The 15385-nt window shown below is 62.9% G+C and carries 11 protein-coding genes; 6 read left to right on the top strand and 5 right to left on the bottom strand.

Annotated elements, in window-relative coordinates; genetic code table 11:
- Position 1 precedes the first annotated feature (1 nt).
- From HS101_01765 to HS101_01750, 4 genes are all read left to right on the top strand, one after another.
- Positions 2 to 574: a DNA-binding protein gene (locus HS101_01765; protein ID MBE7504992.1), complete on the top strand. Its 573-nt coding sequence runs from the start codon at positions 2 to 4 to the stop codon at positions 572 to 574.
- Positions 575 to 700: 126 nt separating this feature from the next.
- A complete protein-coding gene (locus tag HS101_01760) occupies positions 701 to 1837 on the top strand; it encodes a PilT/PilU family type 4a pilus ATPase (protein MBE7504991.1) in 1137 nt (378 codons plus the stop codon).
- A gap of 56 nt (positions 1838 to 1893) precedes the next feature.
- Positions 1894 to 4563, top strand: coding sequence for an O-antigen ligase family protein (locus HS101_01755; protein MBE7504990.1), 2670 nt, complete (start codon positions 1894 to 1896; stop codon positions 4561 to 4563).
- A 37-nt stretch (positions 4564 to 4600) separates the two neighbouring features.
- On the top strand, positions 4601 to 7270 hold the full coding sequence (locus HS101_01750) for an O-antigen ligase family protein (GenBank protein MBE7504989.1): 2670 nt from the start codon (positions 4601 to 4603) through the stop codon (positions 7268 to 7270).
- 18 nt (positions 7271 to 7288) lie between these two features.
- Here the strand turns inward: HS101_01750 and HS101_01745 are convergent, their stop codons facing one another.
- Positions 7289 to 7906, bottom strand: coding sequence for a hypothetical protein (locus HS101_01745; protein ID MBE7504988.1), 618 nt, complete (start codon positions 7904 to 7906; stop codon positions 7289 to 7291).
- Here HS101_01745 and HS101_01740 point away from each other — a divergent pair.
- Positions 7905 to 9287 carry a protein kinase gene (locus HS101_01740; GenBank protein MBE7504987.1) on the top strand — a complete coding sequence of 461 codons (1383 nt, stop codon included), beginning with the start codon at positions 7905 to 7907 and terminating at the stop codon, positions 9285 to 9287. The genes HS101_01745 and HS101_01740 overlap by 2 nt on opposite strands.
- A 21-nt stretch (positions 9288 to 9308) precedes the next feature.
- Here HS101_01740 and HS101_01735 read toward each other — a convergent pair whose 3' ends face one another.
- A complete protein-coding gene (locus tag HS101_01735) occupies positions 9309 to 10907 on the bottom strand; it encodes a SpoIIE family protein phosphatase (protein MBE7504986.1) in 1599 nt (532 codons plus the stop codon).
- Positions 10908 to 11286: 379 nt separating this feature from the next.
- On the opposite strand from HS101_01735, the gene HS101_01730 reads away from it, so the two are divergent.
- Positions 11287 to 11877 (top strand): hypothetical protein, encoded by a 591-nt coding sequence (locus HS101_01730; protein ID MBE7504985.1) that lies wholly within the window; start codon positions 11287 to 11289, stop codon positions 11875 to 11877.
- Positions 11878 to 11999: 122 nt separating this feature from the next.
- Here HS101_01730 and HS101_01725 read toward each other — a convergent pair whose 3' ends face one another.
- From HS101_01725 to HS101_01715, 3 genes are all read right to left on the bottom strand, one after another.
- Positions 12000 to 12692, bottom strand: a complete 693-nt coding sequence (locus HS101_01725) for a hypothetical protein (GenBank protein ID MBE7504984.1) — start codon at positions 12690 to 12692, stop codon at positions 12000 to 12002.
- Positions 12689 to 13306, bottom strand: coding sequence for a sigma-70 family RNA polymerase sigma factor (locus tag HS101_01720; protein ID MBE7504983.1), 618 nt, complete (start codon positions 13304 to 13306; stop codon positions 12689 to 12691). The genes HS101_01725 and HS101_01720 overlap by 4 nt, the downstream gene beginning before the upstream one ends.
- A 303-nt stretch (positions 13307 to 13609) precedes the next feature.
- Positions 13610 to 14896 carry an IS256 family transposase gene (locus tag HS101_01715; protein MBE7504982.1) on the bottom strand — a complete coding sequence of 429 codons (1287 nt, stop codon included), beginning with the start codon at positions 14894 to 14896 and terminating at the stop codon, positions 13610 to 13612.
- Between the last annotated feature and the right edge of the window lie 489 nt (positions 14897 to 15385).

The following is a 15385-nucleotide window of genomic DNA, read 5'->3' as shown; positions in this document are numbered from 1 at the left end:
AATGAGTGCCAAGGCGAAGAAGGACTGTCCTCGCGAATTCGATTTTGCGTTGATCGTTGGAAACATTCACGAACTAACGCAAGACGTAGAAGACTCCCTGTTTAAGGCGGGGTGTGACGACGGAACACTAAGCATTCAATACGGGCTTCTCTATATTGAGTTCAGCCGGTTGGCATCATCACTTGAAGAGGCAATGATCAGCGCGATTCATGATGTCCACAGTGCAGGAATTAACGCTCAAGTTCGCCGCGTTGATGAATGTAATTTGGTAACGGCTGCCGACATCGCCCGACGCATGGGCCGCAGCCGCCAAATGGTGCATCAATATATAACCGGGAAACGTGGTCCAGGGGGCTTCCCAGCGCCAGAGTGTCATTTGACTGAAGGATACCCGCTGTGGCCGTGGTACGCTGTGAGTCACTGGCTCGTACAGAACAACTTGATTCGCCCCGAGGAGAGCATGAACGCCGAAGTCGTTGACGCGATTAACGACGCTCTTGACCGTTTGTGGGAGACATCGGACTACTCTCAAAGGATCAAAAAAATAACACAAGAATTGCAGCCTCAACAGTAGCGCGACTGCTTCATCACGCCGACGTAACCGCTCAAACTTTACCAGTACCAGAGGCGGCGGGGATTCAACGCCGCGAGTCGTTATAATCCAATGATGGGGGCCTCCCGGGACCAAATGGAGTGACGAATGGCCGCGCCGGTCACAATTCAACAGCTTCTTATGGCGATGAAGACGCACGGCGCGTCCGACCTTCATCTGAAGGCCGGTCTGCCGCCGACCTATCGGGTGGGCGGAAACCTGCGCACGGTAAGCATGCCGCCGATGTCGGGAGAAGACATCGACCGGGTCATTTCGCCGATTATTCCCGAGGGGCGGCGCGAGTTCTATGAGAAGTACGGCGATCTGGACTTCGCGACGGAGCTGGCGGACGGAGATCGCTTCCGGATCAACATCTTCCGGGCGGCGGCGCGAATGAACGCGGCGATTCGGCGGGTCAATTCTAAGATTCCCAGTTTCGAGGAACTGCTGCTTCCGCCGATCTATCGGAAGATCGTCGAAGGAACGCACGAGGGGATCGTGATCGTCTGCGGCGTGACTGGCTCGGGCAAGAGCACGACGCTGGCGGCGATGATCGAGCACATCAACGAGACGCGTCACGACAATATTGTGACGATTGAGGACCCGGTGGAGTATCTGTTCCGGCCGGTCAAGTCGATCATTTCGCAGCGGGAGATCGGCATCGACATTCCCGACTATGCCGAGGGGCTCAAGTACATCGTGCGGCAGGACCCGGATACGCTGTTCATCGGCGAGATGCGGGACAAGTTCACGATGACGGCGGCCCTCCAGGCGGCGGAGACGGGGCACCTGGTCTTCGGCAGCCTGCACAGCGCTGACACGATGCAGGCCTTTTCGCGCATCCTCGAGTTCTTTCCGCGCAGCGAGCACGAGTTCATCCGCGGGTCGCTTGCCAATTCGCTGAGGGCCATCTGCGCCCAGCGGCTGCTGCCGGGTTCGAAGGAAGATCATCCGCTGGTGCCGGCGACCGAGGTGCTGATTAACAGCCCGACCTGCAAGGAACTCATCCGCAAGGAGCAGGACTCCGATATCCCATCTCTGATCGCGTCGAGCGAGCGCGAGGGCATGCACACCTTCACATCGTCGATCGCCAAGCTGGTAGAGACGGACATGGTCTTCATGGACGTGGCGATGCAGTTTGCGCCGAACGCCGAGGCCCTGGCCAGTCAGCTTCGCGGCATCAAGACGCAAGCCAGCACCATGATTCATCGCGTCCGCGGCGGCGGAAGCGGAAGCGGAAGCTGAAGCGTCGGCGCGGCGGGCCTGTTGCGTTGCTCGCGCACGTCGGAATAATGCCACGGATGCGACGCGTCGCCGATCACAAACCTTCGCCGTCGGGCCGATTCGTGCCCGCGATCGTTTTGCTGGTGCTCTTCAATTCGACGCTGCTGCTATGCGACGTGGCGAAGCCGACGGCCTCGACGCGCGAGCAGGACTGGGCCTCGGTTCTCGACCGAATACTGGCGGCGCCGATTCGGTTGACGGACGTTTCTGACCTGCGGTGGTATGCGTGCGCGGCGGGGCTGGTTTGTCTGCTGTTTGCGTATGCGCTGCGGCGAGGACGCGGCGAACCGGCGGCGGCGAAGGATCTTCGCGGAGGTTGGAGTTGGGCGAAGCGCTTCGGGCCGGAAGCGCTGGCGGGGTTGACCATCGTCTGTGCGATCTCATCGGCCTACATCAACGACACATGGGAACTTTCTCGCGGGTACATCTTTTTTCTGTGCATGGGCCTGGGCTGGATGCTGGCGCTGGCCCGGGTGACGTCGTGGGAGAATATCGGGGGCATTTTCGGGTACGTCTTGGGGCTGATTGTCGTGGGATCGGTGTTATCGTTGTGGCACTTGTATGCGATGGGGCCGCGATTCTTTCAGCTACCGGTCGGCCCGGTGACGGTGACGGCGTGCTTCGGGGCATTTTGGAGCGTGTTCGCGGCGGTCTGGCTGGCGGAGCGATGGTTCGGCGGTGGGGAGGGGGCGAAGCCCAGCGCGGCGTCGAGCTTTGCGGCTATCATCGTCGTTGTTCTCGCCTGTTGGCTGCTCTACGAGGCGCGACGGCGCGGGGCGATCATGGGGCTCCTGGCGAGCCTGGCGTTGATCGGCGGCGTCGTCGTGTGGGTTCGCAGGCCCAGCCGGGTGTGGCGCGGGGTTGTTGTGGGGTTTGCGGCGCTGGCGCTGGTCGGCGCGGTCGCGTTTATCTGGCAGCAGAGTGAGAGCTCCAAGCGGATTACCAGCATCCCGCTGAAGGTGCGCTACATTTATTATGAAACGATGGTCCGGATGCTGCCGGAGTCGCCGCTCCTTGGTTTCGGGCCGGACATGTTCATCTGCGAGATGACCAACAAGCTGGCGCCGGTGCGCAGCCAGATGCCGAACATCCTGCACGGGGGTGTCGATGCCGATGCCCACAACGAGTGGTTTCAGGCGGTGTTTGAATTGGGCATCCCCGGCGGGTTGGCGTATTCGGCGATTCCGCTGCTGATCATTTCGATGTGCCTGCGGACGTGGGCTTCTTCACAGGATGCGGCGCGGCGGCGAGTGGTGCTGGCGCTGGCCGCGGCGATAGTTTGTCTGTACGTGAACGAGCTGAGCAGCGTGAACCTGCGCGGGGCGACGGTGATACCGTGGTATTGGACGATGCTCGGGGTGGCGCTGGGGGTTTGTCGATCGAGCGAGGCGGGCAATCGGGAGAGTGAGCGTATATCGGCGCCGGGCGCACTTGGTCGCGGGTCGGCGGCGGTGCTTGGGGTCATGATCATCTGGCTCTGCTCGGCGGACATCTCGCGGGCATATCAACACGGCATCGGGCGGTCGACGATGTACACGGACCCGCAGCAGGCGGTGACGGCGCTCGACAACGCGCGCGGCAGGTTCGGCACGTCGCGGTGGTTGTCGCTGCACAACTATCGCGGGACGGCCCTGACGAACCTGTGGCTGCAGATGCGGCGGGGCGGGCCAACGGGAATCGCAACGACGCAGGCGTGGTCGTTGAGCGACGGCGAGAAGGCGCTGGCGGCGCAGACCGAGGCGGAGTGGCAGATGCTGTATGCCCGGGCGCCGGCGTATCTGAAGACGGGCTTTCAACTGGCGCAGGCGCAGCATCTTGCGGGCGACACGGCGCGGGCGGTGGCCACGCTTCGGCAGTACCTCGATGAGGTGTATCCGTACGAGAAGAACGCGAACATGCTCCTGATCGCGATCGGCGAGCTCTCATTTGAGGAGGCGCTGCAGCGTCTGTTGTGCGCGATCAAGTGGGAGCGGTGGGAACAGGACACGCTGACGATCGCGCAGCAACTCATGCAGACGCCGTCGATCGCGGCGGCGTGGCCGGCGCGGGTGGCGGGGGCGATTGAGGACGTCGGGCGCGGGGACGAAGACACGTGGAAGGATCGACTCGCCTGCGAAGTGCTTCGCGTAGAGGCGTTTCGGCGCATCTTCACCGGCGATCTGGCGGGCGCGGAGGAAATGCAGATGCGCGCCGCGCGGGCCATGGAAAAGCTCGCGGAGCTCGATTCGCGATTTCGCCGGCCCGCCGCGGCAGAGACGGATGCGTGGTATCTGGCGGCGCGATTTGTGTTCGATCTTTCGCCGACCAACTATGTCGAGGCTTATCGCCGGTCGCAGAAGGCCGAGGTGTTTGCCATGCGCGACGCGGTGAAGGAGTTCGTGCCGGACCCGGTGTTGGGTGCGCCGCATGTGGGCGGGGTGATTATTCCGGTTAACCCGCCGGAGACGCTGCGCGACTTGTGGCGATTCTCCGCGCAGATGCTGATGGCGATGAAGGGCGATTCGAAGCAGATCACGCTGCGCATCGGGTGGAGTCTTCCGCCGGAGCGACAATCGCCTTCCGATGTGATGGGGGAGGTGGCGGTCCTCGCGGCTGAGATGGTGAAACGCTTCGAGGGCGTGCCGGAGTTTCAGCGGCCGGAGAGTTATCCGCGGCTGGTGGAGCTGGCCCGTTCGGCGGGGAAGTAGGCGCACGACGGCGAGTGGCGGTGATTGAAGGATCTGCATGAGACGAGACGCGCAGATAGCGACATTTTCCGGCGGCTATGCGATGGCCATCATCGCGGCGCTGGTATTGGCGTCGGCGCTGCTGCTGCTGAACGACGTGCCTGAGATTCGCCGCAGCGCCCCGGAGGGCACGTGGCCGCCGTCGTGGATCGCGCGGACATTGATGCTTCCGATCGCGATGCCGGGGATGACGGACATTCGCCGGTATGTGCTGCCGGTGGGATTGGCGATGGTCCTGATCACATTTGCGTTTCGGCCGCCGAGATCGACGACGGCGGAAGCAGCAGGCGGGGCGGGGGAGACTTCAGGAGCGACATTGTTGTCGCGGTGGTGGTTCGAAGGGCTGGCGGCGGTGGTGATTGTGGTCGCCGTCTGTTCGGCGCTGGCGAATGGGACGTACGGTTTTTCTCGCGGCTGGATATTCGGGCTGATTCTTTACAGCGCGTGGAGCATTGTGCTGCGGCGGTTTCTGCCGAGGGAGCGGATTCCGCTATTGCTGCTGCTGGCTTCCGGGGTTGCCGCGCTGGCGGTGGTGACGGCGCTATGGCACCGTCTGGCACTGGGGGTGTTTGCGTTTGAGTTGCCGGTCGGCCCGGTGACGATCACCGGCGCGCTGGGGGCGTTGATGACGGCGATGGGCGCGGCGTGGCTTTTTTCGGGATTCATTTCTTCCGCGAATCAGAATCGTCCGAGGGGCCTTGCGCGCACGGTCTGGGTGGGCCTTGTCGTCATTGCCGGGCTTGTGCTGACGATTTACGCGGCGCGGCGGGCGAGCTGGCTGGCCATTGGCGTCGCGCTCGCGGTCATTGTCGTGGCCGGCGTCTTCAAGGGCGGCCGATCCGGGAAGCTGCGCTGGTGGGTGATCGTCGGGCTCGTAATCGTTCCGGCTGCGGGCTTCGTCGTTCAACAACGCTATCTCTCGCCTCGCGCCGGTGTGCGACAGGGGATTCAAAGTCGGACCGGCTACTGGAAGCACGTCGTGACGGACCTGCCGCGCCATCCGTTTCTCGGCGTTGGGCCGGATATGTTCGTCTGCGACATGACGTCGGTGAATGCGCTCGACCATTCCACGCAGGCCAAGCAGTTCGGGGGCCGCGTCGAGTATGACGCACACAGCGAGTGGCTACAGGCGATTCACGAGTTGGGCATCGTCGGCGGGCTGAGTTATTGCGCGCTGCCGATCGCGACCATTGTGCTCGCGCTTCGCAGGTATCGGCGCGGTGCGGCGGGAGGGCAGGGGGATTTGCTTCTGTGCTGCGCCGCCGGGCTTATTGCGATCATGGTTTACGAGTTGCTCAGCATCAATCTACGGCATCCGGTTGTGTCACCGTGGTATTGGACGCTACTGGGTGTGACGGCGGCGCTTCTGCGAATTCCGCAAGCGGCGGCGAAGACGAGTCACACTGCAACGAAGCCCAGTCTGCTATCGGGCAGCCTTGTTCGATTGGGATCGTTGGTCGGCGCCGCGCTGATTTTGTTGATTACCGTTGCGGATGCCCGATGCGCGGTGGCGCACGAGCGAGCGAGACTGGCGCAGGCGGCGAGCCCGGCGGAAGCGCTAGCTGATTACGATGTGGCGATTCGCCAGTTCGGCTCGCGTGCGTGGCTTTCGACGAGATACGATCGGGCGATGCTCTGTTCGCAATTGCTGAAGGCGGCGCAGGGCGACGCGGCCGCGAAGGCTTCCGGCGGCGCATTCGCGGAGATTGCCCGACGAACGGTTGATGCCTGGCGAGAGCTGGTCGATCGCTGTCCGGCCTATCCGGACGCGGGATACAAGCTATCGGAGGCGCTGGTGCTGTCCGGCGAGCGCGCCGAAGCGTTGGCGACGCTGGAGCGATACCTGAAGCACGTCGATCCACACGATCTACAGGCGAACATTTTGCGGATTTATCTCGGCGGGCAGGATGCGATGCAGAACCTGCTTTGCGTGCGGGCGGCGCTGGTGCGCTCGCCGATGAACAACGTGCTCGCCTCGTACATTGCGCGCGATCTGGCATCGCCGGAGGTCTCGAAGCCGTGGGCCGATCTGGTGCACGAGGCGTGGCGCAGCATCGAGATTGCAGATGAGAGCCAGTGGCCCGATCCGTTTGCACCGGAGACATTTCGGATGGAGGTGCTGCGGCTGGCCGGCGAGGGAGAATTGAAGCAGGCCGCCGACGTCTCGCGGCTGGCGGCCGAGATGTACGGACGGCAGGTGGATCAACTGACGCCCCGTCGCCGGGTCAATGCCGTGGTGGCGGATGCGTGGTATGTCGCGGCGCGGTTTCGGTTCGAGAGCGAGCCGGGCGCCTACATGGCCGTGTGTGCGGCGATGCAGAAGGCCGAGACGTATGCCAATCTGCAGGTTCGCTTTGACGCCGGCGCGACCTCACAGGGGCTGGACCTCGATCCGGTGGGCCTTCGCAATCGGACGTCGGAACTGCGCACGCTGCTGAAGTTCAGCGCGATGATGGGCATGGCCTGTGGGGTGGACGATCTTGAAGTCGCGCGCCGCGTGAATTGGAGCCTGCCGGGGGATCGGCACGCGATGGCGCAGGTGAATGCGGAGAAGGCTCGAATGGCCGCGGAGTTGGTCGCGATTTTCGATCGGCTTCCCGCCGAAATGCAGCCGCCGGTCATGCCGCGTTTGAAGGAGCAGGCCCGGACGGCTGCTCCTTCGCCGTGACGGACGATGCGTGCGCGCCTAGTCGTCGTCCGGTTTGGCCTCGTGACGCAGAACACGGCCGAGTTGTATTCGATAGGCGACGGCCGGGGACAGGCTGATCTTCTCTGAGAACCCGATGGGCGCATCCCCTGCGAAGATATAGACCGGTCTGCCTGCCATCTTGCAGCGAAGGACCGCGTGAAACTGCCCGTCGACGTCGAACGAAGCGGCCAGCTCCAGATCGTCGATCACCGCCTGTGGCGCGATGCGGTCCACGACGCGCCGGGCCTCGCGCTGGATTTCAAAATCGTCATCGGGTACGGGGCTGCGCAGGGCGATGCCCATGACCAGCATGAAACGCGTGCCGAGGTGAAGGTCATATGCCTCGTCCATCGCGAGGCCGTAGGCCGGGTAGTAATTGTTGTGCGATGGGCCGACGGCCACGTAAAAGTTTGTGTCGGCCGGAGCGCCGCGCTGCGATTGAAACGGAAAGATGACGGTGAAGCCCTCGCCTTCAAGGGGAGAGTTGGGGAAGAACTTGCCCTTGCCGAGCGCTGTTGGGGCGTCATTTGCGAGTTGATCGCGCAGATACTCCAGGGCAACGGCGGACCACGCGCTTAGGTCATTGGCATCAATTGGAATGCCCGGCAAGCTCATGGCTGCAAGATACTCATTCGGCAGTGGTAGGCAAAGCGTCTATACTCCGCGGGCGAAGTATTCGTTCAGGAGGCAGCCGCGTTTCGACCGGCGGCTCAACATGAAGGACGGCGGCCAATCCCCAGATCGATCATCGTCTACCCCGGCAGGATGGAAGCCGGTTCCACTGGTATGTCCGCAGTGCCGGGCGCAATACGTCCCGCTGCGTCCGACGGCCGGGCGGCGTGTGCGGTGCCGGCACTGCAAACACGTCTGGCGGGATTCCGGCGCGACGATCGACGAAGTCGCCGACGCGCTGAAGAGCGCGGCCACGTCGTGGTCGCAGCTCGGCTCTACCACGCTTGCGGCGGCTGACCACGGATCGACCCTGGGGCGGATGGCGTCGCGACATGCCCAGGCTCCGGCCCCGACGCCGGCGGAGTGGATCGGCAAGACGCTCGGCAAGTACGAGATTCGATCGGTGCTGGGCATGGGGGCGATGGGCCACGTCTATGAGGCCTGGGACGGCGACCTCCAGCGGGCGGTGGCCATCAAGCTGCTGCCTCGTCGGATCGATCCATTGCACCAGCCGCTGGGACTGCGGATGTTTCTTCAGGAAGCGCGCGTCGCGGCGGGGCTCCAGCATCCGAATGTACTGACGATTTTTGAAGTGGGCCAGCAGGAGGGCATCTACTATTTCGTCATGGAACGGGTGCGCGGCGTGACGCTGGCGGCGCTGGTCGAGCAGGACGGCCCGCTCGAAGCGCAGCGAGCGTGCTACGTCATCGCTCACGCGGCGCGCGGGATTGCCGCCGGTCACGCCCTCGGCGCGGTCCATCGCGACGTGAAGCCGGGCAACATCATGATCGACACCAAGGGGCAGGTGAAGGTCACGGATTACGGGCTCGCGAACGTCTCCGGTCTTGCGGGCATTGAGGAATTGGCGGAGCGGACGCTCGGCACGCCGGGCTGGATCTCGCCCGAGGTGGCGCGAGGGGAGCGGCCGACACCGGAAAGCGATATCTACAGTCTCGGACTGACGCTCTATTACGCGATGACAGAGAATCGGCTGGTGACGGGGAAGACGAAGAGCGGCATGGTTCGTTCGCAGCAGAATGCCAAGAGCATTCGCCGCGAACAGTTGCCGGACAACTGGCCGCCCAGGCTGTGTGAGATTCTGCTTCAGTGTCTTCAGGCGGACCCCAAGGATCGGTATCACTCCGCCGATCAGCTCTCGATGGACCTCCTGCGAGCGCTGGTGCCCGACGATCGCGACGGCACCTTAGTTCTCGGCGAACGGAGCCATCGCACGCGCACCATCCCGCAGTGGGTCTCGTACACGGTGCTCGGTGCGCTATTCGTGGTGACGGTCCTGATTGCGGTGTTGGCGCTGATGAAGTGACGGCGGAGACGCGGCAGGTCGTCAGGTGCGGCGGACGAGGAGGATGGAGATGTCCTCGGGGCACTGACCGTCTTCAAGGAAAGTGGTGATGTCGGTCGCCAGTTCGCTGAGCACCTGTCCGGGGGCATCGCCGAGGGCGTCGCAGAGGGCTTCTTCGACACCGATGAGTCCAAACTTTTCGCCGGCCGCGTTGACCGCGCTGTGTACGCCGGCCGTGACCAGGCCCAGGGTATGGCCGTGGCCCAGGTCGAGCGTCTGCAATTCGAGGGCGGGATTCTTAACGCGGCCGATGGACTCGCTGCGCTTGGTGTCAAGCTTGTGGGCCTGTCCGTCTGAATAAACGACGCCGAGATGCACGCCCCGGCCGGCGGCGCAGTAGTTCACCTTGCCGGAGGCGGGGGCGATCCAGGCGGCAACGAGGTCAACAGCGTAGCGCGTGTCTCCGGTCAGCATCCAGTTCAGGCTGCGGGCGAAGAGATGCGGGGCATCGCAGTGCAGGGCGGAACTTCGAAAAGCGGCGCGGACTTCCGAGAGGTATCGCGCGACGGCGACGCCATCGACAAGCATCTTCGCGACGATGATGGCGCAGGTCTTGTCGGGCAATTGAACGACGTCGTAGTAGTCGCAGCACTTCTGCGAGCCCATGTGGCGATAGGCGGCGACCTGCAACTCATTCCACTGCGGCAAAGCGCGCGGGGTGACGGCATCCTGGGTCGCCCTGCCGACGGCGTGCTCCGAAGTTGCGGCGGCCTGTCGTTTGGCGGTCGTCTTGCGGATGACTGTCTCGATCGGCGGCGAGACGGCGCAGGCCACGGCGGAAAGGACGTCGAGCCACTCGCGCGAGTAGGCGACGTCGCCGTCGGCGTTCTCGACGTAGATCATTCCGATGACGCCTTCCTGAGAAAGCAGAGGAGCGGCCATCGCGGAGCGGATGCCGGTGGTATGCACCTCGGGACAAGCGATGAACTGCGACTTCTGGACAGATCGCTCGGTCATGACGGTGGAAAAGGCGGGGGCGTCACAGGGCTGGCCGTCGTGGGTCATTCCCATTTCCCATTCGAATTCGCGATGGTCGGGGCGACGGATGCCGACCCAGGCGCGACGGGCATTGACGACGCGCAGAAGCGAGCGGAGAAGTATGGGGCATAGTTCTCGCGGCGCCTCGGCCTGCGCCAGTCGCATCGCGAGAATGGTGATCTCCATGAGCAGGTCTTTGCCGATGGTGACGGGATGATCGAACTTCGTGGTGATGGTGTCGAGGGGCAGGCTCTCGGCGTGCCGGCGGGTGAGGGCGGCGACTCGCTCTCGGCGAACCTCTTCGGGGTTCTGATGTTCGATAAAGAGGCGAATCGAAAAGGCGCCCATCTCGATTTCGTCGGCGTGTCTTAGCTTGGCCCGGCCCTTTTGAACGGCACGGTTCAGGCAGGTGGGAATCGAGGCGTCGACGATCTCCAGCCACCAGGAGCCCGCGTCGTCCTGGATGCACTTGGCCTGTTCAGCGCTGATCCGGGGATCGGGCAGGTGGACGGTGCAGTCGGGGCTGGAGCCGATGGACAGGGCCGGTCCTTCAATCGGGAGGACATTGCGGAGCTTCTTATTCTCCAGAATCATGATCCGCATGACGGCCATCCTGCAATCACGAACATCAGCGGACGATCGTCCGCAAAGAGAGCGAAGTGAACTCGTGTTATTGTACCCCTGTCTGATGGGGCAGGGCAATGACCACTCTGACGGGCGATAACGCACTTCATCAACGTTTCTTATCAGATTCTCTCACGATTCATCATTCGGCGAGCCGGTAACCGCCATGTTGACGGGTGTTCCGATAGAGAACGCGAATGCAGGCGCAGGTCGATCGTCCCTTCGAATGATGGTCGATTTGGCTTGACGCTGGGGCATTTGTATTCGACCTTCGACATTGGATGGGTGTGGTCGGTTGGGAAGCCGATCCTGGGAAGACTTGGAAGGTGGGGACATGTTATCCGCGATAACCGCAAACTTGCCCGTATACCACGCTTCGCCGCGGCCGACAGGAGATGAGCCGCGGTCGCGCGAATCGACCGACTTCGGGCCCGCCGCTGAAGTGGATGTCGAAGCGTTGAGGGCTGCCGGTTCCGAGCAGTCTCGTCGGACAGGTCTTTACGGCCCTGACGGACAGTTCGTGGAGGCCGGGGCGCAGGGTGAATCGCGCAGCCGCCCGCGGCGCAGTCCTGCCGATGAGCCGTCGACAACGGATAAAGCTTCTGAACAGCGCATTCGATCGGAGGATATTGAGCCGACAGCGCGGGAGCGCCGGCTGGAGGCGCTTGCGGCGGAGTCCGCGTCGCAGCGCGATCTCACACTGGCGGAAGTGGATGCCGCTGTCCCGCCGGCGGCACGAGCTGAACTGCGCGAGCTGGCGGATCGTCTGAGCCGTCGGACGGAAAACGGGGGGCTTGAGGCGGATGACCTTCGCCAGCTTGCCAAGCTCATGGAGCGGGTCGGCCGATACGAAGATGCCCGGGTCGCCGAGGCAAAGGCCGGCGAACTGGAGAGCGGACGCGAAGTGGAAACTCCGCAGAACGTCAAAGCCGATCCGGCCGCCGCTTAACTTTCAGGCATCGCGAATCACCATCTAATAGTGAATGGGCCGAGCGCGCTCGTCGAGAATGGGCGCGCTCTGATGGCGCGCGCCGGTATTTCGGCGTTAATCGATTCGTTCAAACAAGAGGACTAGAAGAGCAGGGCGCTCTCCGGAAGCTCCTGACCACCGATCGTGCCGGGTCCGATGGCGATGGCCGAGCCGGGAATGTCATCCGGCTGCTGGGCGAGAGATTCGTCACCGCCGGCGGTCGCGAAGCTGAACTCAATTCGACCGGTCTGACGTGGGACGGCGAGCTCAATCACGACCATCGACGGCGCTGTGAGCGAACCATTGCCGGAATGCGGCGCGTCCGGGCGTTGCAGGAACACAACGAGGAGAACGGCGGCGGCGGCCGCGAGCGGCGTACCCACGCCGGCGAACAATCGCCAGCGGCTGCGCTGCCGTATCGATTGCCTTGGTGTGGCGGCGGCGGCGCGATCCTGCCTGAGGGCCCCGGTCACGCGCGCGTGAAATGAGTCCCAGTCAACGTCCGGCAACTGACGATAGGTCGCGAGCGAGGACTCCAGTTCGGCATCCGCGTCGCGCGGCTGCCGCGACATCTGCCCGCGCACGCCTTCGAGCACTTGCGAATGGTCCGTTTCGATAGGGACTTTGCGCCAATTGCTCAGAAGCCGGGCAAGCGACTGGTAACGTCGACGCTCGACAGCCAGCCGTGCATCCGATGCGCAGGCGCGGTCCAGCTCGGCGCGCTGCTCCGGCGTGAGCGAGCCGTCGGCGGCTTGCGAGAGCAATTCATCAAGATATTCGGGTATCTGGTTCATTCTTCAAGATAATCGGCCAATCTGGCCTTCAAGGTCTTCCGCGCCTGGAAGACATTCCATTTCACCATTTCCACGCTGCATTCCATGATCTCGGCGACGTCCTTCTGCGGCATCTGCTCGATCGCGAAGAGAATGAGCGCCAGTCTCTGGGCCTCGGGCAGGGATTCGATCCCGCTGTCGATTTTGGCCTTGAGCTCGGCTGACTCCATGGCCGCTGCCCCGCTGCGCTCTCGCCGCCCCTCATCGGGGATTCCCGCTTCCTGCGACTCGTCAGACTCTCCCCCGATCGATAATGACAGATGCTTGCGGCGGCCCCGGCGAAAATTCAAGGCGAGATTGCTGACGATCCGCATCATCCAGGGGCCGAAGCGCTCGTGGTTCTCCAGGGTCTCTATTGATTTGTAGCCTCGCAGAAAAGCATCCTGCACCACGTCCATCGCGTCGCTCAAATTGCCCAGCAGGCGATAGGCCACGGAGACGCCCCGTCTTTGATAGCGCTCCACCAGGAGGTCGTAGGCCCTCGGCTCACCATTGAGCACCTGAGCAACGAGCTTGGCGTCCTCGGCATGAGTGGATTGACCCGCGGTCTCATGCTTGTCTGCTGGTTCGGTCATTTTCTTAGACACGGGAGCCGTCACGAGGTTAGTTCGCTCGGCCGCAACTGCACCTTCGGGCCCCGGAAAGCGAACATAACTTGAGGATCGAGGGCAGCTTAGAGGAGCATCGAGCGGAAATCAAACAGATGTGTCCGAAAATGAACCGCGTTGTGATCGAATCCCGGCGCAGCGATTATGAACGATGAACATTGCGGCTTAAGGGTCATCGGGCGCTCGCGGAGGCAAGCGGCAGGCTGACCTGTGACTATTTGAGGACTGTGCACGAGGAGTAATGGTCAAATTTCGTTGATGACGCGGTAATCAGGCGGCGTTTCTCTCGGCCTTTTCTCCATTGACGAACTTCACACCGGCGATGACATCGGGAAGCAGCGTCGCGCCATTGAGCAGCCGCCAGTGGTTCGCGGCGGACTCGCACAGCTTGAACACCATTGCCAGACACGCGATCCGACTGCCGTTGCCTTTGGTCCGGCGGTGACGCAGCCGCACCGTGGCGAACGTACTTTCGATCGGATTCGTCGTCCGCAGGTGCCGCCAGTGCTCGGCCGGGAAGTCGTAGAACGTCAGCAGCACCTCGCGATCCTTCACCAGGCACTCGGCCGCGCCGGGGTATTTGGCCGCGTAGTGGGCCACGAAGTGATCGAACGCCTGGTTCGCATTCTCCCGCGTCGGCGCCATCCAGATCTCGTGCAGCTTGGCCTTCGCGCCGGTCTGCACCCGCTTGGGCATCTTGTCCAACACGTTGGCCGTCTTGTGCACCCAGCAGCGCTGCGCCCGGGTCGTCGAATAGACCTTCGGCAGCGCCGCCCAGAAGCCCAGCGCTCCGTCCGCCGTGGCCAGCTTCGGGTCGATCGTCATGCCCCGTTGTTGGCAGTCCAGCAGCAGCGAATACCACGACTGCTCGCTCTCGCGATGGCCGTCGACCACCGCGATCAGCTCCTTGCGGCCGTCCGCCCTCGCGCCCATCAGCACCAGAATGCACTGCCGGTCTTCCTCCAGGCGGATGTTGAAGTGAATCCCATCCGCCCAGAGGTACACGTAGTGCTTGCCTTCCAGGGAGCGGCGATTCCATGACTGGTACTCGTCCTGCCAACTCGTCATCAAACGCGTGATCGTCGTGGCGCTGAGCCCCGCCGCCTGGGGACCGACCAGCGCCTGCAGGGCCTCGCTGAAGTCTCCGGTGCTGATGCCCTTGAGGTACAGCCAGGGGATCAACTCCTCGATGGCCTTCGTCTTCCGCAGGTACGGCGGCAAAATCGACGAACAGAACCGCTCCACGGCCTGGCCATTTGCATCCAACGCTTCGCCGGCCTCGCCGCGGCCGACGATCCGACGGTCCCACACCCGCGGCTGCGTCACCTCCACCGGCCCGACGCCGGTGACGAGGGTCCGGGTGGGATGATGGCCGTTCTTGACCACCTGCCGGCGGCCTTGCGGATCGCGCAGATCGGCGTGCCCTTCGATCCAGCCATCGACCTCCGCCTCGATCGCCTGGCCCAGGAGCCGTTGGGCCCCGTCCCGCAGAATCTCCGTCAAAACGTCTCGGCTGGGGACTGGAATCGTCTCGATCGACTCGTTACTCTCCTGCATCGGCGTACTCCTCTGCCCATCGTGGGCGGCTCGGAACCTCGAACAAGTCCCGAGAGTACGCCGCCTTTTTTTATCCCGCCACCATCAACGAAATTCGGTTATAGCTCGTGCACGAGGCCACAATCTTGAGATGACGGTAGGCAAGTCCGCTTGATCGCCGTCTGTCAGGGACACTTCCATAGCAGTTGATTTCGCCGACCACCGGTAGATAACGATTCATACCGGTAGATAACGATTCATGGTAGACATGGGAGCAATGCGTGTTTAGCGATAACAAAATTCCGCCTCGTCAACCCGAGCGATTTTCAAAGTTTCAAGCGTCTTAAAATGCCCCAGAATTGGGTGATTCTCGGACCGCTCCTCTTGACTCTATCTATCGGATTCGATTACCATCGATTGATAGTGGGAGAAATGGGTTGGACCGGAAAGTCGAGTTCTTCGATGTACCGGTGGAGTGGTGGAGTGGACAGTTCGCCGATTCTTGAAGCT

It is taken from the genome of Planctomycetia bacterium (assembly GCA_015075745.1).
Classification (GTDB): Bacteria; Planctomycetota; Phycisphaerae; order UBA1845; family UTPLA1; genus UTPLA1.
This window is presented reverse-complemented; position numbering and strand designations above follow the sequence as displayed.

Coding starts and splice junctions, on each gene's coding strand:
- HS101_01765 (MBE7504992.1), top strand. CDS start 2: ATGAGTGCCAAGGCGAAGAAGGACTGTCCTCGCGAATTCGATTTTGCG.
- HS101_01760 (MBE7504991.1), top strand. CDS start 701: ATGGCCGCGCCGGTCACAATTCAACAGCTTCTTATGGCGATGAAGACG.
- HS101_01755 (MBE7504990.1), top strand. CDS start 1,894: ATGCGACGCGTCGCCGATCACAAACCTTCGCCGTCGGGCCGATTCGTG.
- HS101_01750 (MBE7504989.1), top strand. CDS start 4,601: ATGAGACGAGACGCGCAGATAGCGACATTTTCCGGCGGCTATGCGATG.
- HS101_01740 (MBE7504987.1), top strand. CDS start 7,905: ATGGCTGCAAGATACTCATTCGGCAGTGGTAGGCAAAGCGTCTATACT.
- HS101_01745 (MBE7504988.1), bottom strand. CDS start 7,906: ATGAGCTTGCCGGGCATTCCAATTGATGCCAATGACCTAAGCGCGTGG.
- HS101_01735 (MBE7504986.1), bottom strand. CDS start 10,907: ATGCGGATCATGATTCTGGAGAATAAGAAGCTCCGCAATGTCCTCCCG.
- HS101_01725 (MBE7504984.1), bottom strand. CDS start 12,692: ATGAACCAGATACCCGAATATCTTGATGAATTGCTCTCGCAAGCCGCC.
- HS101_01720 (MBE7504983.1), bottom strand. CDS start 13,306: ATGACCGAACCAGCAGACAAGCATGAGACCGCGGGTCAATCCACTCAT.
- HS101_01715 (MBE7504982.1), bottom strand. CDS start 14,896: ATGCAGGAGAGTAACGAGTCGATCGAGACGATTCCAGTCCCCAGCCGA.